This is a genomic window from Actinosynnema sp. NPDC002837, from assembly GCF_040295345.1.
Classification (GTDB): Bacteria; Actinomycetota; Actinomycetes; order Mycobacteriales; family Pseudonocardiaceae; genus Actinosynnema.
Genome location: NZ_JBEOVG010000130.1, coordinates 1 through 20,712 on the forward strand (window position 1 = coordinate 1; position 20,712 = coordinate 20,712).

At 70.7% G+C, this 20,712-nt stretch carries 20 protein-coding genes and 2 pseudogenes; 9 read left to right on the forward strand and 13 right to left on the reverse strand.

Annotation, left to right across the window (positions count from 1 at the left end; translation table 11 throughout):
- Positions 1–82 precede the first annotated feature (82 nt).
- The 3 genes and pseudogenes from ABTZ99_RS42015 to ABTZ99_RS42025 all read right to left on the reverse strand — a co-directional run bounded on the left by ABTZ99_RS42015 (position 83) and on the right by ABTZ99_RS42025 (position 1,806).
- A complete protein-coding gene (locus tag ABTZ99_RS42015; RefSeq protein ID WP_498778206.1) occupies positions 83–319 on the reverse strand; it encodes a hypothetical protein in 237 nt (78 codons plus the stop codon).
- A 52-nt stretch (positions 320–371) separates the two neighbouring features.
- Positions 372–626: pseudogene (locus tag ABTZ99_RS42020) on the reverse strand (serine hydrolase); the annotation flags it as partial.
- Between the two features lie 4 nt (positions 627–630).
- Positions 631–1,806 (reverse strand): AGE family epimerase/isomerase, encoded by a 1,176-nt coding sequence (locus ABTZ99_RS42025; RefSeq protein WP_498778138.1) that lies wholly within the window; start codon positions 1,804–1,806, stop codon positions 631–633.
- Positions 1,807–1,998: 192 nt separating this feature from the next.
- Between ABTZ99_RS42025 and ABTZ99_RS42030 the strand changes: the two genes are divergently transcribed.
- Entirely contained in the window at positions 1,999–2,979 is a 981-nt protein-coding gene (locus tag ABTZ99_RS42030; RefSeq protein ID WP_499618645.1) for a hypothetical protein, read from the forward strand.
- 50 nt (positions 2,980–3,029) lie between these two features.
- On the opposite strand, the gene ABTZ99_RS42035 is transcribed toward ABTZ99_RS42030, so the two are convergent.
- From ABTZ99_RS42035 to ABTZ99_RS42045, 3 genes are all read right to left on the reverse strand, one after another.
- Complete coding sequence (locus ABTZ99_RS42035; RefSeq protein ID WP_498778143.1) at positions 3,030–3,827, reverse strand: transporter substrate-binding domain-containing protein; 798 nt, start codon at positions 3,825–3,827, stop codon at positions 3,030–3,032.
- A 31-nt stretch (positions 3,828–3,858) separates the two neighbouring features.
- The gene (locus ABTZ99_RS42040; protein WP_499618647.1) at positions 3,859–4,425 is read right to left on the reverse strand and encodes a hypothetical protein; all 567 of its coding nucleotides are present in this window, start codon (positions 4,423–4,425) and stop codon (positions 3,859–3,861) included.
- A gap of 367 nt (positions 4,426–4,792) precedes the next feature.
- Entirely contained in the window at positions 4,793–5,794 is a 1,002-nt protein-coding gene (locus ABTZ99_RS42045) for a hypothetical protein (protein ID WP_499618649.1), read from the reverse strand.
- A 70-nt stretch (positions 5,795–5,864) separates the two neighbouring features.
- Here ABTZ99_RS42045 and ABTZ99_RS42050 point away from each other — a divergent pair, with 70 nt between their 5' ends.
- Positions 5,865–6,335 carry a MarR family winged helix-turn-helix transcriptional regulator gene (locus tag ABTZ99_RS42050; protein ID WP_499618651.1) on the forward strand — a complete coding sequence of 157 codons (471 nt, stop codon included), beginning with the start codon at positions 5,865–5,867 and terminating at the stop codon, positions 6,333–6,335.
- A gap of 58 nt (positions 6,336–6,393) precedes the next feature.
- Here the strand turns inward: ABTZ99_RS42050 and ABTZ99_RS42055 are convergent, their stop codons facing one another.
- Positions 6,394–7,212: an urease accessory protein UreD gene (locus ABTZ99_RS42055; protein WP_499618653.1), complete on the reverse strand. Its 819-nt coding sequence runs from the start codon at positions 7,210–7,212 to the stop codon at positions 6,394–6,396.
- Positions 7,209–8,035 (reverse strand): annotated as a pseudogene (locus ABTZ99_RS42060) (GNAT family N-acetyltransferase); the annotation flags it as partial. The pseudogene ABTZ99_RS42060 and the gene ABTZ99_RS42055, both read right to left, overlap by 4 nt.
- Positions 8,036–8,437: 402 nt before the next feature.
- Between ABTZ99_RS42060 and ABTZ99_RS42065 the strand changes: the two are divergent.
- Positions 8,438–9,571, forward strand: a complete 1,134-nt coding sequence (locus ABTZ99_RS42065; protein WP_499618655.1) for an ROK family transcriptional regulator — start codon at positions 8,438–8,440, stop codon at positions 9,569–9,571.
- A 51-nt stretch (positions 9,572–9,622) separates the two neighbouring features.
- Here the strand turns inward: ABTZ99_RS42065 and ABTZ99_RS42070 are convergent, their stop codons facing one another.
- Positions 9,623–10,255: a hypothetical protein gene (locus tag ABTZ99_RS42070; protein WP_498778155.1), complete on the reverse strand. Its 633-nt coding sequence runs from the start codon at positions 10,253–10,255 to the stop codon at positions 9,623–9,625.
- Between ABTZ99_RS42070 and ABTZ99_RS42075 the strand changes: the two genes are divergently transcribed.
- Positions 10,230–10,676 (forward strand): ABC transporter permease, encoded by a 447-nt coding sequence (locus tag ABTZ99_RS42075; RefSeq protein WP_499618657.1) that lies wholly within the window; start codon positions 10,230–10,232, stop codon positions 10,674–10,676. The two genes, ABTZ99_RS42070 and ABTZ99_RS42075, sit on opposite strands and share 26 nt — an antisense overlap.
- A gap of 287 nt (positions 10,677–10,963) precedes the next feature.
- On the opposite strand, the gene ABTZ99_RS42080 is transcribed toward ABTZ99_RS42075, so the two are convergent.
- Positions 10,964–11,329: a GntR family transcriptional regulator gene (locus tag ABTZ99_RS42080; protein ID WP_499618658.1), complete on the reverse strand. Its 366-nt coding sequence runs from the start codon at positions 11,327–11,329 to the stop codon at positions 10,964–10,966.
- Positions 11,326–12,105, reverse strand: a complete 780-nt coding sequence (locus ABTZ99_RS42085) for a hypothetical protein (RefSeq protein ID WP_498778163.1) — start codon at positions 12,103–12,105, stop codon at positions 11,326–11,328. Before ABTZ99_RS42085 ends, ABTZ99_RS42080 begins: the two co-directional genes overlap by 4 nt.
- 358 nt (positions 12,106–12,463) lie before the next feature.
- Between ABTZ99_RS42085 and ABTZ99_RS42090 the strand changes: the two genes are divergently transcribed.
- Entirely contained in the window at positions 12,464–12,919 is a 456-nt protein-coding gene (locus ABTZ99_RS42090; protein ID WP_498778167.1) for an RICIN domain-containing protein, read from the forward strand.
- Between the two features lie 132 nt (positions 12,920–13,051).
- Here ABTZ99_RS42090 and ABTZ99_RS42095 read toward each other — a convergent pair whose 3' ends face one another.
- Complete coding sequence (locus ABTZ99_RS42095) at positions 13,052–13,408, reverse strand: hypothetical protein (protein ID WP_498778169.1); 357 nt, start codon at positions 13,406–13,408, stop codon at positions 13,052–13,054.
- A gap of 237 nt (positions 13,409–13,645) precedes the next feature.
- On the opposite strand from ABTZ99_RS42095, the gene ABTZ99_RS42100 reads away from it, so the two are divergent.
- Entirely contained in the window at positions 13,646–15,088 is a 1,443-nt protein-coding gene (locus ABTZ99_RS42100) for a protein kinase domain-containing protein (protein WP_498778172.1), read from the forward strand.
- A gap of 162 nt (positions 15,089–15,250) precedes the next feature.
- Positions 15,251–16,186, forward strand: a complete 936-nt coding sequence (locus ABTZ99_RS42105) for a Vgb family protein (RefSeq protein ID WP_499618661.1) — start codon at positions 15,251–15,253, stop codon at positions 16,184–16,186.
- Here ABTZ99_RS42105 and ABTZ99_RS42110 read toward each other — a convergent pair whose 3' ends face one another.
- Positions 16,187–16,789 (reverse strand): TetR/AcrR family transcriptional regulator, encoded by a 603-nt coding sequence (locus ABTZ99_RS42110; protein WP_498778179.1) that lies wholly within the window; start codon positions 16,787–16,789, stop codon positions 16,187–16,189. It lies immediately after the preceding gene.
- A 195-nt stretch (positions 16,790–16,984) separates the two neighbouring features.
- Here ABTZ99_RS42110 and ABTZ99_RS42115 point away from each other — a divergent pair, with 195 nt between their 5' ends.
- Complete coding sequence (locus ABTZ99_RS42115; protein ID WP_499618664.1) at positions 16,985–18,718, forward strand: ABC transporter ATP-binding protein; 1,734 nt, start codon at positions 16,985–16,987, stop codon at positions 18,716–18,718.
- Positions 18,715–20,577, forward strand: coding sequence for an ABC transporter ATP-binding protein (locus ABTZ99_RS42120; RefSeq protein WP_498778187.1), 1,863 nt, complete (start codon positions 18,715–18,717; stop codon positions 20,575–20,577). Before ABTZ99_RS42115 ends, ABTZ99_RS42120 begins: the two co-directional genes overlap by 4 nt.
- Positions 20,578–20,712: the final 135 nt, after the last annotated feature.

Here is a 20,712-nt window from a genome sequence, read left to right on the forward strand (position 1 = left end):
GTCCCCCCCCCCACACCCCCCCCCCCCGAACCCCCGCGGGCGGGCCGGCCGCCCCCCCGCCCGGGGGGCCCCGGCGCTGCCCTCAGTCGGTCGGCAACCGACCGCCGGGCAACGCCTCCAGCGGCAGCGGAGTTTGGCCCGAAACGGTCACGGTGAGGCGTCCGTCGGTGTCCTCCACGTGGATCAGGTAGCCGCCGCGCAGCTCGTAGGTCCCGGTCACGGCGACCGGCTCCACCGGGGTCGGCCTGCCGTAACGGCTCTCGGCGGCGGCGAAGAGGGCCGACAGGATCTCGTTCGCAGCGTCGTTGTTCGTCAGCACCGCGACGCTCGTCCGGGTGCCGGGCCACGTGTGCAGGCGGGAACGCCTGGTCGAAGCTGCTGTCGGCCATGCCGAGCGGGTCGAGGACGGTGGTCCGCACGAGGTCGGCGAACCCGTCACCGGTGACGTCTTCGAGCAGCTGTTCCAGCACCGCGTAGTGGCTGCCGAAGCCGCGGAACAAGTTGTAGGTCAGGCCCGCCGTGCGCGCCGACAGCTGCCGCGGCGTGATCACGACCCGCCGGCCACCGGTTTCGGGCACGTGCCACGACGTCAGGTAGGCGTCGATGTCCTGGTCGAGGTCGAGCACTCGCTCAAGAGAGTCGCACCGGTAGGCGTTCCACGAGCTGGAGGCACAGGCGTCCGTTGTGGTAGCAGCACTTCCACGGACCGGCCGCCTCCTTGCGCAGCGGCACGTTGTCCGCGTCCCGGGCGTACAGCCACTCGCCGGTCGGCCGGGGGTCGACCACGTTGGCGGTGATGTAGTCCCAGGTGCCGCGCGCCAACTCGAGGAACGACCGGTCACCGGTGCGTTCGTGCGCGTTGAGGAAGCCCACGACCGCCTCCGCCTGCACCCACCAGACCCGCGTGGCGTCGACCCGGCCCGCGACCGCCTCGTTGGCGACCGCGCCGTCGGCGAGCACCGCCCGTTCCGCCGTGCCCTCGGCCAGTCCGACCACGGCGTCCGGCAGGTCCGCGCCGATCTCCCGGCACGCCTCGTCGATCAGCCAGCTCGCCTCGACGTCGTGGCCGAACGACATCACCTCGCCCAGCTCACGCCAGTCGGCGTCCAGGAACACCCGCAGCGAACGGCGGCGCGGGTCGTAGAACCGGTCGCGGAACGTCTCCAGCAGTGCCGCGATCCGACCGGCCACGGCAGGCGACGGCGCCACCGCGTGATAAGCGGTCAACGCCTCCAGCACGTGCAGGTGGGTGTTCATCGTGACGTCGGCCAGCTCCGCCTCACCGAGCAGGGCGTTGGGCTTCGGCGTCCAAGCGCGGTCGAACTGCTCGCGGTAGGCGCCCCTGGCCGGGTCGAAACCGACACCCGTCACGATCCCGTACACCTCCGCCGCCCTCGCCGCCGCACCCGGATCGCCGGTCGCGCGGTGGTACTCGCTCAACGCGTAGAGCGCGAACGCCTGGGCGTAGACGTGCTTGTCGGTGTCCGCCGGCGCGCCGGTGTGGTCCACGGACCAGAACACCCCGCCGTGCACGGGGTCGACGAGGCGGCCGGTCACGAACCGGTACATGTCACGTGCGGCGGCCAGGTACGACAGGTCGCCGAACGCGCGGTAGGCGGCGGAGAAGGTCCACAGGAACCGGCACGCCATGACCGCGCCCTTGTCGGCCGTGTGGTGCACCACCAAGTCCGCGTCGACGTACCCGTGCACGCCGCCGTGCTGGTGGTCCACCAGGCCGAGCCAGAACGGCAGGATGCGGTGCCGCAGCTCGGTCTCCGCCTCCCGCCGCAGGTCGTGGTCGATCATCGGCTCCCCGTCCGGTTGTTCACCCGCAGGCCTCGGCTCGCACCTGGTGCAGCCCGACCTCCGTGACCGTGTCGTCCGCGACCACGACGATCAAGTCTGCCACCCTCGCCGCGGACCTCGATGCCGAACTCACGAGGCCCTTCGTCGCGGTGGCGCGGACATGGGACCGCGGGCGCGGATACCCTCTCCGCCATGGTCCGCACGACCCCGCCACGTCCGGTCGACGTCGCGGCACTCCTGCCCCGCCTGGCGCCGCTGGCGCGCACCGCCACGCGGCTGCACCCCCGGCCCGGCGAACCGACCTCGGCGGACAGCTCGATCGGCGGCCCGTTGCTGTGGCCCGCGGGGGAGCCTTGGCCGACCTGTGCCGAACACGCCGGTCCCACGCTCTACGGCGCCACCGTGCCCGACGTGGTGGCACGGCGGCGGATCCTGGCGCAGGCGTGGGCGCGACCGCGTCCCGACGGCGCGGACCTGCTGACCGAGGAGGAAGAGGTCGTCGTCGACCGCGTCGACTCCGGCGCGGAGATCGCGCAGGACGGACCGACGCCGATGGTGCCGGTGGCCCAGCTGCACGCGCGCGACGTCCCCGGTCTCCCCCGCCCGGACGGCGCCGACCTGCTGCAGGTGCTGTGGTGCCCGTTCGACCACGAGGACGACGGCTACCTGCCGAGCACGGTGCTGCGCTGGCGGGTCGCCGCCGACGTCACGGATCCGCTGACCGACCCGCCACGACCGGCCGCGGTCGAGGAGCACTACCTCCCGCAGCCGTGCGTACTGGACCCGGAGGAGGTGACGGAGTACCCGGCCCGGCTCTCCCTGCCCGAGGACCTGGCCGAGCAGGTCAAGTCGTGGGAGGGCCCGGACTACCAGTTCGACCTGTCCGTCGCCCCTGGCTGCAAGGTCGGCGGACACGCGCCGTGGAGCGTCACCGACCCCTTCCCCATGTCCTGCCCCGACTGCGGCGCCGACGTCCGACCGCTGCTCACCCTCGACTCCGCCGAGTGGGGCGGCGAGACGAGCTGGCGGCCGTTCGAAGACACCGCAGCCGACCCGCAGCGGTTCCCGGCCGCCAACGAGCCGACGCTGCTGATGATCGGTCGCGGCTACAAGCTGCAGTTCTACTCGTGCACCGCCTCCCCCGCGCACCAGCACATCGCGAACATGCAGTAGCCGCTCCCGACCGCGGCGCACAGCCGGCCGGCCCGGGACACGCCGATCCGCTAAGTGGTCGAGGGAGCGGAACGGCACTCGCTCAGACGATTCGGGTCAGGCCTGTGGCTGTCGGGCGAGACGTTGGGCAGGTTCCCCCTGAAGAAGTTGTCCCACAAGCCGTCGACGATGAACTTCCTCAGCTTCCCCTTGATCAGTTCGCACCTGACCTTGTCACCCAGCGGCAAGCCGACACCGTATCGCTCCTCCTTGCCGAAAACGATGTTGGCGGGGATCGTCACGCCGTTGTCCGTCTTGGCCATGCCGTACAGCAGGAGTTGGTCCGTCGACACCACGTCCACGTCGCCCGCGTGCAAAGCCAGGCGGCAGTCCTCGTAGACCTTCTTCTGCACGATGGTCACCTTGACCCCCAGGTCGTTCTTCACCTGGTCCAGTGAGGTCGACCCGCTGGTGACGCACACCGTCTTTCCCAGCAGGTCACCGACCGAGCGGTACAGGCCCGCATCCTCGCTTCGCACCATGACACCTTGCTGGGTGCGCATGTACGGTCCGACGATCTCCACCTGCTTGAGCCGGTGGTCGGAGATCGAGTAGTTGGCGATGACCATCGAGACCGTGTTGTTCTTGAGATCCCTCTCACGATTCTCGGTCACGACGTCGACTTCGACCGGATCGAAGTTCAGTTCACTGCCCAACCATTCGGTCAGGTCGTGGTCGAACCCACTGCGCGTTCCGGTGTGGTCCCTGAACCCCCACCCGGGCGAACTCGGCGCAGAACCAACGTTGACGACCGACGGGAACGACGGCTCTTCGGTGGACGTGCACGCCGAGAGCAGGACGACCAGCACGACAGACAATCTCAGCACGCGCGCGGACCAGTTAATCATGGAGCACCGCCTCGTCAATCTGCATCAGCACCTTGCACGGTGCGTTCGCCGGTTCGTAGTGGACGACCACTTTGACCTGCGCCGCGGTTTGCGCGCCGCCGAGCGGGAGGGTCACCTCGGTCCTCGGCGCAACGCTGATCGCCTGCCCCTCTTTCCCGTCGAGGACGGGAATGAAGTCGAGCAGCGCCGTGTTCTCGCAATCTCCGGAATCTCGGACGTTGCGGAGGGACACGACCAGGGTCAAGTTGTCCCGCCGTGGCGGACGGTGCGACTCCGGGAACACCAACGTCGCGACTCCACCATCCGTCCACGGCACCCCGGCAGCACTGACGTGGCCGGAGAGGGCGACGTCGAGGTCCTTCGTGTTCTCCCGCACGGCGTACCCGACGGTCAGGATCCCGAGCACCGCGATCACGACCGCCGAAACGATCAGGACACGCCGCCACGGGAACAGCGCACTTGTTCCTGCCGACGCCGAGACTCCCGAGAGCGCGGCCAAGGCGACGGCCAGGGGTAACGACAGCGCGCCCGCGAGCTGGCTGGCGACCTCCAGGTCCAAGAACGTCAACGGTGCACAGGAGACAGCGAAGAGCACCGCCAGGATCCGCAAGTTCCGCCGCCCGTGTTCATTTTCACCCACATCTCACCTCCAGGCATGACCTACCCCTATTACAATTGCCGTCGCATGCGAAGTAACGACGACGCTTGATCATCGCGGTAGCGGGACTGTACGGCGGGCCGGCAGGTATAGAACCGCACTTTTCGGTAGTTGCCTGTTTCGTGATCTTCTTCGGCTCGCGACAGCGGCGCGGCAGCACTCCGAAGAGGTGCGCCTGCGGCCATTCGGCCGAGGATCCGGTGGCGGCGCAACGATAGGAATAGCGGGTGCGGCGCGCCGGGTTCCGCCGCCGACGTCCGACCGCCCGTCACCGGCCGGAGGTTCCGGTAGCCCGCCCGCGGGCCAGGCGCAGTGGCGCCCAGATCAGCAGGGCGAGCACGGCCACCAGCAGGTACTCGATGACCGGGATGCGCACGACCTCGTCAACGCGGTCGAAGCCGCGCCAGGCGTAGACGGCCGCCACCGCCACCGCGACGGTCCCGGCGACCCACCAGCGCGCGGCCGTGCTCAGGCCGACGCCGTGCATCTGGGTGATCACGAAGATGCCGACGAACCCGAACAGGAACATCGGCCAGATCCCATCCGGTCCGGAGTTCATCACCGCGACCAGCGTGCCGTGCAGCGCCACCATCAGCTCCAGCGTGAGCGTCCACCACCGGTTCGTGTGGGCGGCGGTGAACATCAGGCTGCTCTGGAACAGCAGCAGGAACATGTAGAAGAACCCGATGAGGTGCCCGCTGGTCGACTCCATCGGGTGATACCAGAACGTGTAGATCGCGGCCCAGCTGAACAGGTAGCCGTGGTACCGCCGCACGAAGTCCACGACGTCGGCCGAGATCGGGGCCCGCCGGCCGAAGAACAGCCCGCGCCGCTTGTTCTCCATCAGCAGCACGGCCACCAGCAGCAGCACGACGGAGCCCTGCGAGCTGAAGATCGACACGTCCTGGGCGATGCCGTCGTAGAAAATCTGCGTCTGCACGGCGTGCAGGGCGATGAACGCGCCGTTGGCCGCGAGCGCGACGACGTTCACCCGGTGCAGGCCGGTGGTGTAGCGGCGGATCCTGGTCTGCGCGTAGTAGATGAGCCCCCATGACACGACCTGGTGCGCCACGTAGCCGGTCCACGCCGACGCACGCGTCCAGAAGGTGGGCTCGGGCAGTTTCCAGTAGTACCAGGAGGCCCCCTGGTCGGGCAGCAGGGCGATCCCGTGCAGCCGCTGCCCGAACAGCCACACCAGGCCGGTGAGCGCCAAGCTCCCGATCACCCCGAGCACGAGCAGCCCACTGCGACCACGCACGATGTTCAGCACGCTGAACATCATGGCAAACGCTCAGCAGGCTGAACAACTGCCCCTCGGACCGCTCTGCGAAGATGGTCGTGTGGGCCAAGGGGACGAGCAGGAGGTGTCGCACCGGCCGGACCAGGTGCGCGCCGACATCGACTCCTGGCCGACCGGGCGACTGCTGTCGGTGGCGGCGCGGGTCGTGGAGAGCCGGTTCGACGAGGTGCTGAACGGCTTGGGCCTGACGCACGCGGGCCTGATCGCGCTGCACCACCTCGCCGACGGCCCGCGCGCCCAGCGCGAGCTGGCGACGCTCTGCAAGGTGACCGACCAGACCATGAGCCGCACCATCGAGCGGCTGGACCGCTCCGGGCACGTCACCCGCGGCTCCGACGCCCGCGACCGCCGACGCACCCTGGTCGAGATCACCCCGACCGGCCGGGACGTCCTGACCGCCGCCCGCCGCGAGGAGCAGGAGTCGGAGGCGCTGCTCGGCGCGGTGGACGACTACGACCACTTCCGCCGCCAGCTGATCGTCCTGATCGCCGCCGCGACCGCCCACCGCTGAACTCGCCGGCACGCTGGGTCGACGCGGGCCCGGCACGGCGGACACCCGCAGCCCGGTGTCACCCGCGCACGTGCCGCCTCACGGACTCGTCACCGAGCGCACAGGCGCCGTTCGGCCCGCAGCGATGTCCTTCCGAGCGGCACAGGGTTGCCAGTGCGGTGGTGAGCAGGCGTTCGGCGGTGAGGGCGTCGTGGGCCAGCGCGGTGGCGAGGGATCCTCCGTGCGCCAGCGGGACGAGGGACCACCAGTCGCCGCCGGCCGGTTCGGCGGGGTCGTCGCCCCGGACGAGCAGTTCGCCGGCGATGACGGTGTGGCCGGCGAGGTGGGCCGGGGTGTGGTCCAGGTCGGGGTTGCCGAGGTCGAGTCGTTGGTGCAGCAGGGTGGTGTCGGCGCGGCGGACGCGGGTGAGGCCGGTGAAGCGCCCGGGTGGTTCGCCGGTGCGACCCAGGACGACGATCTCCCGGCAGCGCAGGCGTGCGTCGGGGGCCAAGTCGGCGAGCAGCTCTGTGTGGTGGTCGGCGTCGGCGGCGACGATCGTCGGCTCGGTGCGGTAGTCGAGCCGGCCGGCTTCGGCGACGTGGAACCTCGTGGTCATCCGGCTGGGGCCGGGGTGCGGACCGGGCAGCGCGAGGGTGGCGCCGATGCCTTGCAAGCGCAGCCCGGCGCCCGGTCCGACGTGGACTTCCAGGTCCAGGTCGTCACCACCCAACGGGGCCGCGGCGGAGCCGACGAGGTGCACCAGGGCGGTGTCGGGGTCGCCGTCGTGTCGGCCGGGTGGGCTGGGCATGAGGGTGAGCGGGGACACCGACCGCAGTTCGCGCACGACGCTGCGGCCGGTGCGGTCCCGTTCGACCACCAGGCGCGCGCAAGCCCTCACGCCGTGCTCGTGAGGTGGGCGGACGCCGCGTCGGCCGGTCGGCTCAGGCAGGCGCGGACCCAGTCGGCCACGTCGGGCGCGTCGGGCGCGTCGGGGGTTCGCACCAGGGATTGCGTGATCACGGGCAGTCGGTGGCGGCGCATGCGGTGGGCGTCGGAGACCATGACCGCCATGTTCGCGCCGACGTGCTCGGCGAGGTCCGTCTTGTTGATGACCAGCAGGTCGGCGGTGGTGACGCCGGGGCCGCCCTTGCGGGGCACCTTGTCGCCGCCGGCGACGAACACCTGCCGGTCGACCAGGCCGCGGCTGAAGGTGGCGGTGAGGTTGTCGCCGCCGCTCTCGATGATGACCAGGTCCAGGCCGGGGAAGCGGGATTCGAGGCGTTCGACGGCGTCGAGGTTGGCGGTGATGTCGTCGCGGATGGCGGTGTGCGGGCAGGCTGGAGGTCCTTCACCAGGAACCGCGCGGGGTCCGCGACATCGTGCCGGGTTCCGTCGCTGTCCGTGTAGGCGTAGCGATCGAGGTAGTGGCGGCCGGTTTCCCGGTAGCCGAGCCGGAGGTAGAGGGCCGCTGCCCGGGGGTTCCCATCGTCGACGCCCAGGCCGATCCGGTGGTGGCCGTGTTGGCGGACGACGTCCTCCGCGGCGGCGATGAGGGCCGTGCCGATGCCCTGGGACCGGCGTTCGGGCGGCCAGACGTCCAGGCCGTTGAGTTCGGGGCAGTCGGGGTAGTGCTGGTTGATCTCCGGGGCGGAGCAGCCACGCCAGAGGATTTCGCCTGCCCCGACCGGCACGTCGTCCGCCCAGGCGATCAGGAATGTGCTGTGCCCGTGCTGTTGGCGTTCGAACCGGGTGGTGTGACGCTCGGGTTGGCCGGGCGTGGGGATGTGCTCGCGCAGCAGGGCGAGGTCATTTTCCTGGCAGGGGCGGATGACGACCATCTCTGTCCTTCCCGGACGACGACTGACTTCTGCGGGCGCAGGCGGCCCGGTCGCCGCTGCCGGCGCGCTGTCGGTGTCGGACAGGGGGTGATGCGGCGCAGGTCAGCGTAGCGGGTGTCGGTGTGGCTGTTCTCGTAGCGAGCCGCTCGAACTCGGGTACCGTGCCTTGGCTCTGCGGTGGCGACTCCGCCGAGCCGTGAGCGGTTCGGTCGGTCCGCGGCGCGGGTGTCCGTTGGCGTGATCCTCGGTGATCACCGAGGTCCCGAGCCCCGGTATCGTCGGCCGGTGACCTCGGAAGCCGGCGCCCGCACCACCCCCACGTGGCCGGACCTGGCCGTCATCGCCCGCGACGTGCTGCTGGACGTGCTGGTCCACGGGCCGCTGTCGCGGGCCGAGATCGCCGACCGGCTGCGCCTGTCCCGGCCGACCCTCACCCGGGTCACCAGGTCGTTGGTGGCGAAGGGACTGCTGGTCGAGGGCGACACGCGACCCCGCGCCTCGGCGGGGCGGCCCTCGGAGATGCTGCACGTGCGGGGCGCGGCCCACCACTTCCTCGGCGTGAAGCTGACCGCCGAACGGCTCCACGCCACGATGACCGACCTCACCACGACCCCCGTCGCCACCACCCAGGAGCCGCTGCGCTCCCAGGACCCCGCCGACGTAATCGACCAGATCGCCGACGTGGCGGCCCGCTTCCCCACCCCGACCGGCATGGGGGTGACGCTCGGCGGGGTCACCCACCACGGTGTGGTCGTGCGCGACGAGCACCTCGGCTGGACCCACGTGCCGCTCAAGGCGGCGGTGACCCGCGCCACCGGCATCCCCACCGCGATCGACAACGACGTGCAGGCGCTCACCGCCGCCCAGCACTGGTTCGGCCCCGGCGCCGGGCTGAGATCCATGGCGGTGATCACCGTCGGCGCGGGCGTCGGCACCGGGCTGATCGTCAACGGCGGCCTCGTCGAAGGCGCGCACGGCCTGCCACCCTGCTTCAGCCACACCCTGGTCGACGCGAGCGGTCCGCTGTGCGGCTGCGGCCGGAGCGGCTGCGTCTCCAGCTACCTGCTGACGCACGTGATCCTGCGGCGGCTGACCGGCAACCCCGCCTACGACGAGGCTCTCGACCGGGTCCGCGCGGGCGATCCGCAGGCCCGGCAGGTGTTCGACGAGGCGGGCTACGCGCTCGGCGTGCTCATCGGCACCGTCGCCAACGCCGTCGACCCGCAGAAGGTGCTGCTCACCGGCGAGGGACTCCCGCTGTACGACGTGTCGACGCAACTGGTGCACGACGGCATCGAGGACACCTTCGACGACGACCCCGCCCTGATCGACCTGGACGTGCAACCGTTCGACCACAGCGAATGGGCCCGCTCCGGCGCCGCCCTCGCGGTCAAGGCCACGATCACCGGCACGATCTGATGCCCGGGCGGGTGGGAGGCGCTGCGTCGCCTCCCACCCTTCCGCGCGTGGTCACGTCGTGGGGACCACGCCCGCGGACACCCGGTGGCTCTCCGGCGGGCCCAGGTAGCTGTACTTCAGGCCGCCGGTGTCGACCACGAGGTTCTGCAGCACCACGGCGGGGTCGACCACCCAGAACTTCACCGTGTGCACGCCGGGAGAGGTGACCGTGAACGTGGTGGACGTGCGGTTGACGGCTTCCAGGGCGTTGACCTCCCAGCCCTTGTTCATGGTCGTGTCGTCGGCACGCGTCGCAGTCGTGATGTCGACCGTCCGGGGCGCCTGGTCGTCGATCGACATCGCGTACTTCACGCCGTCGCCGGGACGCACGTTGTTGCGGGGCGAGAGGTACGCCCACACCGTGACCGGTCCGGTCGTCGTCAGGTTGACCTGGTACTCCAGGCGTGCGCCGTCGCCTCCCGGTGTCTGGTCGGCCGTGGTCACCGGGCTGGGCCGCATACCCGACCCGGTACGGCCGATGTCGGGCAGGCGCGACCAGGTGATCCCGTTGCCGTCGACGGCTTTGGTGTAGTGGTCGGCCTCGATGGAGACGTAGCCGCCCGCTTCCACGAAACCGCCCGCGGGCTCGGTGATCGGCTTGTTCACCACCGCCTGCACGGTGACGGTGCGGCCGGCGCCGGTCACGGTGATGGCGTGGCGCGAGTACGACCTCTTCGACGTGCTGCTGGTGACGTTGCAGGTCTCCGTCGCCGTGGTCGTGATCTCCGTGCTGATCGGCGTGCCCACTGCCTACGCCCTGGCCCGCCGCGACTTCCCCGGCAAGAAGCTGCTCACCCTGCTGTTCCTGCTGCCCATCCTGATGCCGCCCATGACCTACGGCATCCCCCTGGCCACCGTGCTCTACAAGTTCCACCTGGCCGGCAGCATGACCGGCGTCATCGTGGCCAACCTCGTGCCGTCGGTGCCGTTCGTCGTGCTGACCATGACCCCGTTCATCGAGCAGATCGACACCAAGATCGAATCCGCCGCGCGGAGATCACCACACCGGACGTGCCGCCGCCCAACAGCGCGTCCAGCTCCGCGAGCTCCGGCTCGCGACCGGTGAAGTTGCCGGTCGACAGGGGCAACTGCCGGGGCTGCCGCACGGGCGCGGCGGTCGTGAGGTGCACGCCGCCGTGGATGTCGCGCGACTGCAGGACGAAGTCGCTGGGACCGGAGACGGTGTTCGAGTGCCCGGCCACGTCGTCCCCGTCCACCACCACCTCCGCCGCCTCACCGAAGGCGCCCACGGTAGCCGCACCCGACGCACGACCACGTCCCGGCCGTGAACCGCGGATCGGTGGTGTGCGGGCGAAGAGCGCTGCCGGTCGTCGCAGGTTCGCCTTCCGCTGTTCACGGTGTCGCGGCACGGCCCAGGGCCGCCTCGACGATCCGGATCGCCTCGGTGGGATCGATGCCGGTGCTCGCGATGACCGCCGCGTAGTCGAGGGCGGCGCGGCGGGCCTGTTCGAGGGCGCGGTCGCCGGCGGCCGCGACGTACGAGCCGGCCCGCCCGCGGGTCTCGATCAGCCCGGCCTCCTCCAGCTTCCGGTACGCCCGACCGACGGTGTTCACGGCGAGGCCGAGGTCGGCCGCGAGCCGGCGGATCGTCGGGAGCCTCGTGCCCACGGCGAGCGCGCGGTCCTGGATCTGCCTCGCGAGCTGGGCTCGGAGCTGCTCGTACGGCGGCGTCGGCGAGGCCGCGTCGATGACGATCACCGGGTCGCCATGGCTCGCCGGGCCGCCGCACCGACGCCCGCGGACCGGACCTGGATCAGGGAGAACACGACGGCGCCCACCACGAGGAGCGCCACCGAGACCGCGTTCCACCAGCCGAGCGAGTCCCCGTACAGGAAGATGACCGGCAGCAACCACACCAGGCTGGGGGTGACGACGGCGCGGGCGTCCTCGACCCGCATCACGACGTCGGCCGTGAGCGACGCCTCGTCCTCCGCCACGGCCGGGCTCGCCAGCACCTGGCGCAACTGCATGACGGTGCCGGCGGCGGCGCCCACGAGGCCGATCAGCACGATGACCGCCCCGGACCGCAGGCCGGGGTCCGGAACCGGCAGCACGCTCACCGCGAGCAGCAACGCGCCGGCGAAGCCGGCGACCGTGAAGACGGCGTGCGGCAGGCCCAACACCGCCGGCCACCCGAGCTGGACCGGGTGGGCCACCCGCCGGGGCAGTCGTGCGCCCGCCCGCCGGTCGACCCGCCGCACCCACCAGCCGAGCAGCCACTGCGCCACCAGCAACCCGACCACCAACGCCGTGAGCACCAGCAGCGCCGGCCAGGACGACGTGACGTCGGCGGGCAGCGTCAACGCGTGCGTGAGTGCCGCACCGATCATGAACGCCGCCAGCAGGACGCTGTTGGCGAGGTTGGCACGCCGTCGCACCGCCAGCCGTGCCGCGAGCAGCGGGGTCGGCTCGGCGTCGGCCAAGCCGTGCCGGGCCAGCCACCGCCCGGCCTCCGGGTGATCTCCCTGGCGCATGCGCCACCTCCCAATGTCACAACCTTTGTCTCAACACGATGAGTCATAGGATGCGACAATGTCAACCCCGGGTCGGGCGCTGCCACCCGGACCCCGTGGGCGTGCGAGCCGGCGCGGTCGGCCGCCCGACATCACCCTGCACGGCTTCACCGTGGGTCATTTTCGGAGATCATGGTGAAAGCTCTTAGCTCGACCCGGTAGCGCCCTACACCCGTTCGACGGAGAGCGATTGCCGAGCACGGCCGGAACGTCCCAGGGTCGGACGAGTCGCGGTTGATCGAACCCGATCACCGCGATCGCTCGAACATTCTCACTCGAGAATACCCACACCCTGAGGAAGGCCATGAAAAGGTCGAGGATGCTGGTTGCGGTGTTCAGCCTTGCCGCCGTCGTGCTCAGCGGCACCATGATGCTGTCGGCTCCGGCGCAAGCGGTGACCGGCGTGATGGTCCGGAGCGAGATGAATGGCAAGTGTCTCGACATCAAGGACTGGAACAACAACGACGGCGCGACCGTCCAGCTGTGGGGTTGCCACGGCGGCGCCAACCAGCGCTGGTACGGCGACGCCGGGATGATCCGCAGCGACATGAACGGCAAGTGCCTCGACATCAGAGACTGGAACAACAGCGACGGGGCCGTCGTGCAGATGTGGAGCTGCCACGGAGGCTCCAACCAACGCTGGTACGTGGACGCCGGAATGATCCGCAGTGAGATGAACGGCAAGTGCCTCGACGTCAAGGACTGGAACCCGAATGACGGGGCCGTCGTGCAGATGTGGAGCTGCCACGGCGGCGCGAACCAGCGCTGGTACTGACCACCCGCCCCGCCTGGGTCGCGGCGAAGGAGTGCGTCGCTCCCCCGGCTTTTTCAGGTTGGTGAGACGAGCTTTGTGGTGAGACCGGGCAGCGGAGTCGGCGGATGCCGCGGCGGCACCCGCCGTTCCCGGTCAGCCGGGGTTGCCGGTGACGACGTCGCCGGTCTTGGTGATGCGGTAGGCGGTCGTGGCGCCGCTCCAGAAGTGGAACGTGAGCGTGACCGGGCCGTCGTCCACCTCGGCGAAGAACTCCGGTTTCAGGATGATGCCGTCGGCGCCGTAGTCGGGTTGGAAATGCGCGGCCTGGATCGGTAGGTCGTGGCTGATGATGCCGATCGGCCACGGCACCCCGGCGGAGAACCTGGCTTCGATCGTCGCGTTCACGCCATGGGCCCGGTTGCCGGCGAGGCGGGCGCCACCGGCCGGTCCGGGGCGCCGGTGCGCGACGACCTCCGCGGCCCGCGCGTATCCCCCACCGTGGTAGTTCACTCGCTGTCACGCCCGGAGCTCCGCGCGATCCGACGCGCCCAGGCGGCATGGTCGTCGGTGCCCGTTCGGCGACGTCGACGAAGCACCCGGCCTATCGCCCACCACGCCGGCGGCCGTCCCGGCGCAGGTCAGCGGGCTGCCGGCCGCGCCCGGCGGGTGCTCTCGACACGCCGTCGCCACCCCTGTCCCGATCACCGGAGCTGGCCGGGTGGTCGGCCGGGCAAGTAGCTTCTGGCTGTGTCGGAACGGGACGAGGTCATCGCCGGGCGGTATCGGCTGGTGGAGTTGGTCGGGCGCGGGGCGGCCGGGGTGGTCTGGCGGGCACGCGACGAGCGCCTGGGGCGGTCCGTCGCGGTCAAGCTCCTCAACGCGGCCGACTCCCCGAGCGCGGTCGAGCGGATCGTGCGGGAGGGTCGGGTCGCCGCACGACTGCGGCACCCGCACGCCGTCACCGTGCACGACGTCGTCGAGCACGGCGGCAAACCCTGCCTGGTGATGGAGTACCTGCCGTCCAAGACGCTGGCCGAGCTGGTCGACGAACGCGGCCCGCTGCCCGAGGAGCTGGTCGCCGGCGTCGGCTGGCAGGTCGCGTCCGCGCTGACCGCCGCCCACGCCGACGGCATCGTGCACCGGGACGTCACGACGTTCAACATCCTCCTGGCCGAGGACGGCACCGCGAAGATCGCCGACTTCGGCATCGCCCGGGCGATCGGCGAGCACACCGTGACCGACGCCCGGGTGGTCGTCGGCACGCCCGCGTTCCTCGCGCCGGAGGTGGCGGCCGGCCAGGAGGCCGTGTTCGCCTCCGACGTGTACGCCCTGGGCGCGACGCTCTACGCCGCGCTGGAGGGCCACCCGCCGTTCGGCACCACCGACAACCCGTACGCCCTGCTCCGCCGCATCGCGGACGGCGAGGTCGCGCCGATGCGCTTCCAGGGCAGGCTGGGCGACGTCCTGGAACGCGTGCTCCGCCGAGACCCGGCCGAACGGCCGACGATGGCCGAGCTGCACGGCCTCCTGGGCGCGGTGGTGGAAGGACGGCCGCTGCCGGGCGACCCCCAGCCCAGCGCCTCGCAGAACGGCGACACCCGCCCGCTACCCGCCCAGCGCCGCGTGCCGTGGCGACGGTTCGCGCTCGTGGCCGGCGCCGTCGTGCTGGTCGCGACCGGCATCGTGATCGGCAACTCGCTGGCCCGCACGGACTCGACCGGCAACGCCCAACCGGCCGTGGACGACACCACCACGACCACCACCACGACGACAACGACGACGGCGAGCACCCCCGCCAGCACCCCCACCACCACTACCAGCGCGACCACCACCAGCGCGACCACCACGACCAACGCCGCCACCACCACCAGCGCAACGAGCACCGCCCCGCGCACCTGCACCGCCCGCTTCGAGATCACCAACTCCTGGCCCGGCGGCTACCAGGCCCACGTGACCGTGCGCAACGCCAGTGGCCGCGCCCTCACCGGGTGGACCGTGACCTGGCCCCGCCCGTCCGGCCACGCGATCAGCAACCTGTGGAACGGCACCCTCGACCTGGGCGAGAACTCGGTGACCGTCACCAACGCCGCCCACAACGGCAAGCTGCCCGCGGACGGCTCGACCACCTTCGGCTTCACCGCCAACGGCCCGTCCGTCCCGGACCCCGACCTGAACTGCACGTCCGGCTGAACGAGCGGCCTGAGGGACCGGAAATGGGTGGTCAGACCGGCGCGGAGGCTGGTTTGCTCAACCTTCCGCGCCAGTCTGACCCAGCCGGCCGAAGCCGACCTGCCGTGTAGACACGCGTGCACACGGCCCGTCCGGACTACCCCGACGGGACGCTGCGTACACGTGCGCACACCGACCTCGAAGGAAACGACTCCTCCCCATGCCACGCCACGCCACGCCGTCAGCATCGAGACCCACCTCGTCGCCGACCACGACAGCGGCCCCTACGCGATCACCACCGGCCCGGACGGCGCGCTGTGGTACACCCTGGTGCGGGGCAGCGGGATCGGACGACTGGCGCCCGGCGGAGCCCCGACCACCCACCACCTCGCCCCCGACAGCCGGCCGACCATCATCGTCACCGGTCCGGACGACGCGCTCTGGTTCACCGGGTACCAGAGCCACCGCATCGGCCGCATCACCACCGGCGGCGAGATCACCGAGTTCACCCCACCCACCCCCGACTGCGGCCCGTACGGCATCGCCCCGGGCCCCGACGGCGCGCTGTGGTTCACCGAGATCAACGCCGACCGCATCGGCCGCGTCACCACCGACGGCGACATCACCGAGTTCCCGCTCCCGCTCACCGGAGCGTTCCCGTCGGCCATCACCGCGGGCCCCGACGGCGCGATGTGGTTCACGCTCAACCAGGCCAACGCCATCGGCCGGATCACCACCGACGGCGCCGTCACCGTCCACCCGCTCCCCGCGGACGCGGCCGGACCGGTCGGCCTCTGCGCCGGCCCGGACGACGCGCTGTGGTTCGTCGAGATCGCCGCCGGCCGGATCGGCCGGATCACCACCGACGGCGAGATCACCGGGTTCCCGCTGCCCGACCGCGCCTCACGCCCGCACGCCATCGTCGCCGACGGCCACGGCGACCTCTGGTTCACCGAGTGGGGCGCCAACCGGGTCGGCGTGATCACCACCGACGGCGCCGTGGAGTCCCACGCGCTCCCCGCGCCCCACGCGGAACCGCACGGCATCACCCCGGGCCCCGACGGCGCCCTCTGGATCGCCCTCGAAACCGGCGCGCTGGCCCGCGTCACCCGGGCCTGATCACCCGTCCTCCTGGAGGGCCGCCAACCCGTGCAGCAACGGCACGTAGACGTCGTCCACCAACGACGCCACGGTCTCCTCGCTCACCGGGGCGCCGCAGGTCATCGACTCGTTGCGGATGAGGTCCAGCGGCAGCCGCCGCACCCGGTGCGGCAGCTCGACCGGCGGCAGCTCGGCCCGGCTCACGGCCTTGTCCACGATCGTCGACACGGCCTCGGTCAGCGGCGTCGGGTTGGTCAGGCGCTCACCCAGCAGGGCCGCCACCTCGGGGTGCCGGAACGCCTCACCCATCACGCCCGCCACCATCTCGTTCATCATCGAGTCGGCCCGGCGGGCGATGCGGCCGAACAGGGTGCGCAGGTCACCGCGCAACGTGCCGGTGTCGGGCGGCTCGGGTTCCGCGGGCAGGTTGCGGAACCACGCAGCCAGCACCAGCTCCGCCCGACCGCCCCACCGGCGGTAGATGACCGGCTTGCTCGTCCCGGCACGGGCGGCCACCGCCTCCATGGTGAGCCTCGCGTAGCCGACTTCGCGCAGCTCGTCCCACGCCGCGTCCAGGATGGCCCGCTCCAGCTCCGCCCCACGTCGACGCGACTTCGTCACCGTCACCCTGCCCTCTCACCGAACCTCGCCGGGCCCGCCACCGACGAGCCCCCTACCCACGAGCCCGTCACCATGAGTCCATGAACCCCGACCGGACGAAGCCTTTACCCAGCCTTTAGATACTTTGCGTTCCTTATCGCACGGGTCTACCTTTGCACATGTTAGACACGATCCGTTTCTTATGGGGGAACACCGTTGCTGAGCCGCTTGCTGCGTGCCCACCTGCGGCCGTACAGACGTGAACTGACGGTCGTGCTCGTGCTACAGCTGATCGGCACCGTCGCCTCGCTGTACCTGCCGAGCCTCAACGCCGACATCATCGACTTCGGCATCGCCGCCGGTGACACCGGCTACATCCTGTCCACCGGCGGCTGGATGGTCGGCGTGTCGATCATCCAGATCGTCTCCTCGATCGGCGCGGTCTACTACAGCGCCCGCGTGGCGATGAGCTTCGGCCGCGACGTCCGCGCGGCCGTCTTCCACCGCGTCGGCGAGTTCTCCGCGCGCGAGGTCGCCACGCTCGGCCCGTCGTCGTTGATCACCCGCACGACCAACGACGTGCAGCAGGTCCAGCTGCTCGTGGTGATGGGCTGCACGATGCTGGTCAACGCGCCGATCATGTGCGTGGCGGGCATCGTGATGGCGCTGCGCGAGGACGTCGGCCTGTCGTGGCTGCTCGTCGTCTGCGTGCCCGCGCTGGCGATCGCGGTCGGCCTGATCGTGATCCGCATGGTGCCGCAGTTCCGGCTGATGCAGGAGCGCATCGACGAGGTCAACCGGGTGCTGCGCGAGCAGCTGGCCGGCATCCGCGTGGTGCGGGCGTTCGTCCGGGAGCGCGCCGAGACCCGGCGCTTCGCCGACGTCAACGGCGCGCTCACCGACACCGCGCTGCGCGTCGGCCGGCTCCAGGCGTTGATCTTCCCGGTGGTGATGCTGCTGCTCAACGCCTCCAGCGTGGCCGTGCTGTGGTTCGGCGCGTTCCGCGTGGACACCGGCGAGATGCAGATCGGCGCGCTGACGGCGTTCCTGAGCTACCTGATGCAGATCCTCATGGCGGTGATGTTCGCGACCTTCATCTCGATGATGATCCCGCGTGCCGCCGTGAGCGCCGAGCGGATCAACGAGGTGCTGGAGACCGACTCGTCGGTCCGGCCGCCGACCTCGCCGCTGCTCGAGCTGCCGAGCAAGATCTCGGTGGAGTTCCGCGGCGCGGAGTTCCGCTACCCCGGCGCGGACGAGCCGGTGCTGCGCGACATCAGCTTCCGCGCCGAGGCCGGTCACCGCACCGCGATCATCGGCAGCACGGGCACCGGCAAGACGACGCTGCTCAACCTCGTGCCGAGGCTGATCGACGTGACCGGCGGCGGTGTGCTCGTCAACGGCGCGGACGTCCGCGAGATCGACACCGAGGCGCTGTGCGCGCGCATCGGGCTGGTGCCGCAGCGGCCGTACCTGTTCACCGGCACGGTCGCGTCCAACCTCCGCTACGGCAGGCCCGAGGCCACCGACGACGAGCTGTGGGAGGCGTTGGAGATCGCGCAGGCGCGCGACTTCGTGGAGGCCATGCCCGGCGGGCTCGACGCGGAGATCGCCCAGGGCGGCACGAACGTCTCCGGCGGCCAGCGGCAACGGCTCTCCATCGCCCGCGCGCTGGTGCGCCGACCGGACATCTACCTGTTCGACGACGCCTTCTCGGCGCTGGACCTGTCCACCGACGCACGGCTGCGCGCCGCGCTGCGACCGCACACGCGGCACGCCGTCGTGGTGGTCGTCGCCCAGCGCGTGTCCACGATCCTGGACGCCGACCGGATCGTGGTGCTGGACGCCGGCACCGTCGTCGGCATCGGCACCCACCACGAACTGCTGGACTCCTGCCCCACCTACGTGGAGATCGTCGAGTCGCAGCTGACCTCGGAGCAGGCCGCATGAGCACCACGACCACTCCCCGCCCCGCGACCCCGCCACCGCCGCGGATGGGCGGCGGCATGCCCGGCATGGGCATGCCGATGGGCAAGGCGGAGAACTTCGGCCCGTCGGCGCGCCGGCTCGTCCAGCGCATGCGGCGCGAGCGGATCGCGTTGCTGGCGGTCGTCACCCTCGGCGTCATCAGCGTGGCGTTCGCCGTGGCGGGGCCGAAGATCCTGGGCCACGCCACCGACATCATCTTCGAGGGCGTCCTCGGCCGGATGCGCGGCACGGACGCGGGCGTCGACTTCGCCGCCCTCGCCACGGTCCTGATGTGGGTGATGGGCCTCTACCTGATCTCGTCGGCGTTCGGCTGGTGGCAGGGCCGGGTGCTGAACAACGTGGTGCAGCGCTTCGTGTTCCGGCTGCGCTCCGACGTCGAGGACAAGATCCACCGGCTGCCGCTGCGCTACTTCGACGGCAAGCCCCGCGGCGAGCTGCTCTCCCGCGTCACCAACGACATCGACAACGTGTCGACGACGTTGCAGCAGACGCTGAGCCAGCTGCTGACGTCGTTGCTGACGGTCATCGGCGTGCTGGTGATGATGCTGACGATCTCGCCGCTGCTGACGCTGATCGCGTTGCTGCTGATCCCGATCTCCGTGGTGGCGACCGGGCGGATCCGCAAGCGGTCGCAGGCGTTGTTCGTGGCGCAGTGGAAGCACACCGGCGCGTTGAACGCGCACATCGAGGAGGCGTTCACCGGCCACCAGCTGGTGAAGGTCTTCGGCCGGCAGCGCGAGTCGGAGGCGGAGTTCAAGCGCCGCAACGACGAGCTGCTCGGCTCGGCGATGGGCGCGCAGTTCGTGTCCGGCCTGATCATGCCGATGATGATGTTCCTGTCGAACGTCAGCTACGTGGCCGTGGCGGTGGTGGGCGGCCTGCGCATCACGTCCGGCGCGATGACGCTCGGCGAGGTGCAGGCGTTCATCCAGTACTCACGCCAGTTCACCCAGCCGCTGACCCAGGTGGCGTCGATGGCGAACCTGATGCAGTCCGGCGTCGCGTCGGCCGAGCGGGTGTTCGAGCTGCTCGACGCCGAGGAGCAGGAGCCGGACCCGGCGGAGGCGTCGTTGCCCGCCGAACGCCGCGGCCGGGTGGAGTTCGAGCACGTGAGCTTCTCCTACCGGCCCGAGCAGCCGCTGATCGAGGACCTGTCGCTGGTGGCCGAGCCGGGGCAGACGGTCGCGATCGTCGGCCCGACCGGCGCGGGCAAGACGACGCTGGTGAACCTGATCATGCGGTTCTACGAGCTGGACGCGGGCCGCATCACGCTGGACGGGGTGGACATCACCGCGTTGAAGCGGGAGGACCTGCGGGCGCAGACCGGCATGGTGCTGCAGGACACGTGGCTGTTCGGCGGCACGATCCGCGACAACATCGCCTACGGCAACTCCTCGGCCACCGAGGAGGAGATCATCGCCGCGGCCCGCGCCACCTACGTGGACCGGTTCGTGCGCACGTTGCCGGACGGGTACGACACCGTCATCGACGAGGAGGCGACGAACGTCAGCGCCGGTGAGAAGCAGCTGCTGACCATCGCGCGGGCGTTCCTGGCCAACCCGTCGCTGCTCATCCTGGACGAGGCGACCAGTTCGGTGGACACCCGCACGGAGTCGTTGGTGCAGCACGCCATGGCGGCCCTGCGGTCGTCGCGGACGAGCTTCGTCATCGCCCACCGGCTGTCGACGATCCGGGACGCCGACGTGATCCTGGTGATGGAGTCCGGGCGGATCGTGGAGCAGGGCAGCCACGACGAGCTGATGGCCGCCGAGGGCGCGTACCACCGCCTGTACGCGGCCCAGTTCGCCGCGGCCGGGTGAGGCGGCGCCTCGGCAGTGGCCACGTCCGGCCCACCCCCCCGCCCCCCCCCCCGCCGACAGAGACGAAGATAAAAAAAAGTACAAAAAAACCAAAAAAAAAAAAAAACACACAAAAAAAAAAAAAGGGGGGGCGAA

Excerpts from the sequence above, each read along its gene's own strand:
- ABTZ99_RS42120 (WP_498778187.1), top strand. The coding sequence starts at position 18,715 with ATGAGCACCACGACCACTCCCCGCCCCGCGACCCCGCCACCGCCGCGG.
- ABTZ99_RS42030 (WP_499618645.1), top strand. The coding sequence starts at position 1,999 with ATGGTCCGCACGACCCCGCCACGTCCGGTCGACGTCGCGGCACTCCTG.
- ABTZ99_RS42025 (WP_498778138.1), bottom strand. The coding sequence starts at position 1,806 with ATGATCGACCACGACCTGCGGCGGGAGGCGGAGACCGAGCTGCGGCAC.
- ABTZ99_RS42085 (WP_498778163.1), bottom strand. The coding sequence starts at position 12,105 with ATGCGCCAGGGAGATCACCCGGAGGCCGGGCGGTGGCTGGCCCGGCAC.
- ABTZ99_RS42090 (WP_498778167.1), top strand. The coding sequence starts at position 12,464 with ATGCTGGTTGCGGTGTTCAGCCTTGCCGCCGTCGTGCTCAGCGGCACC.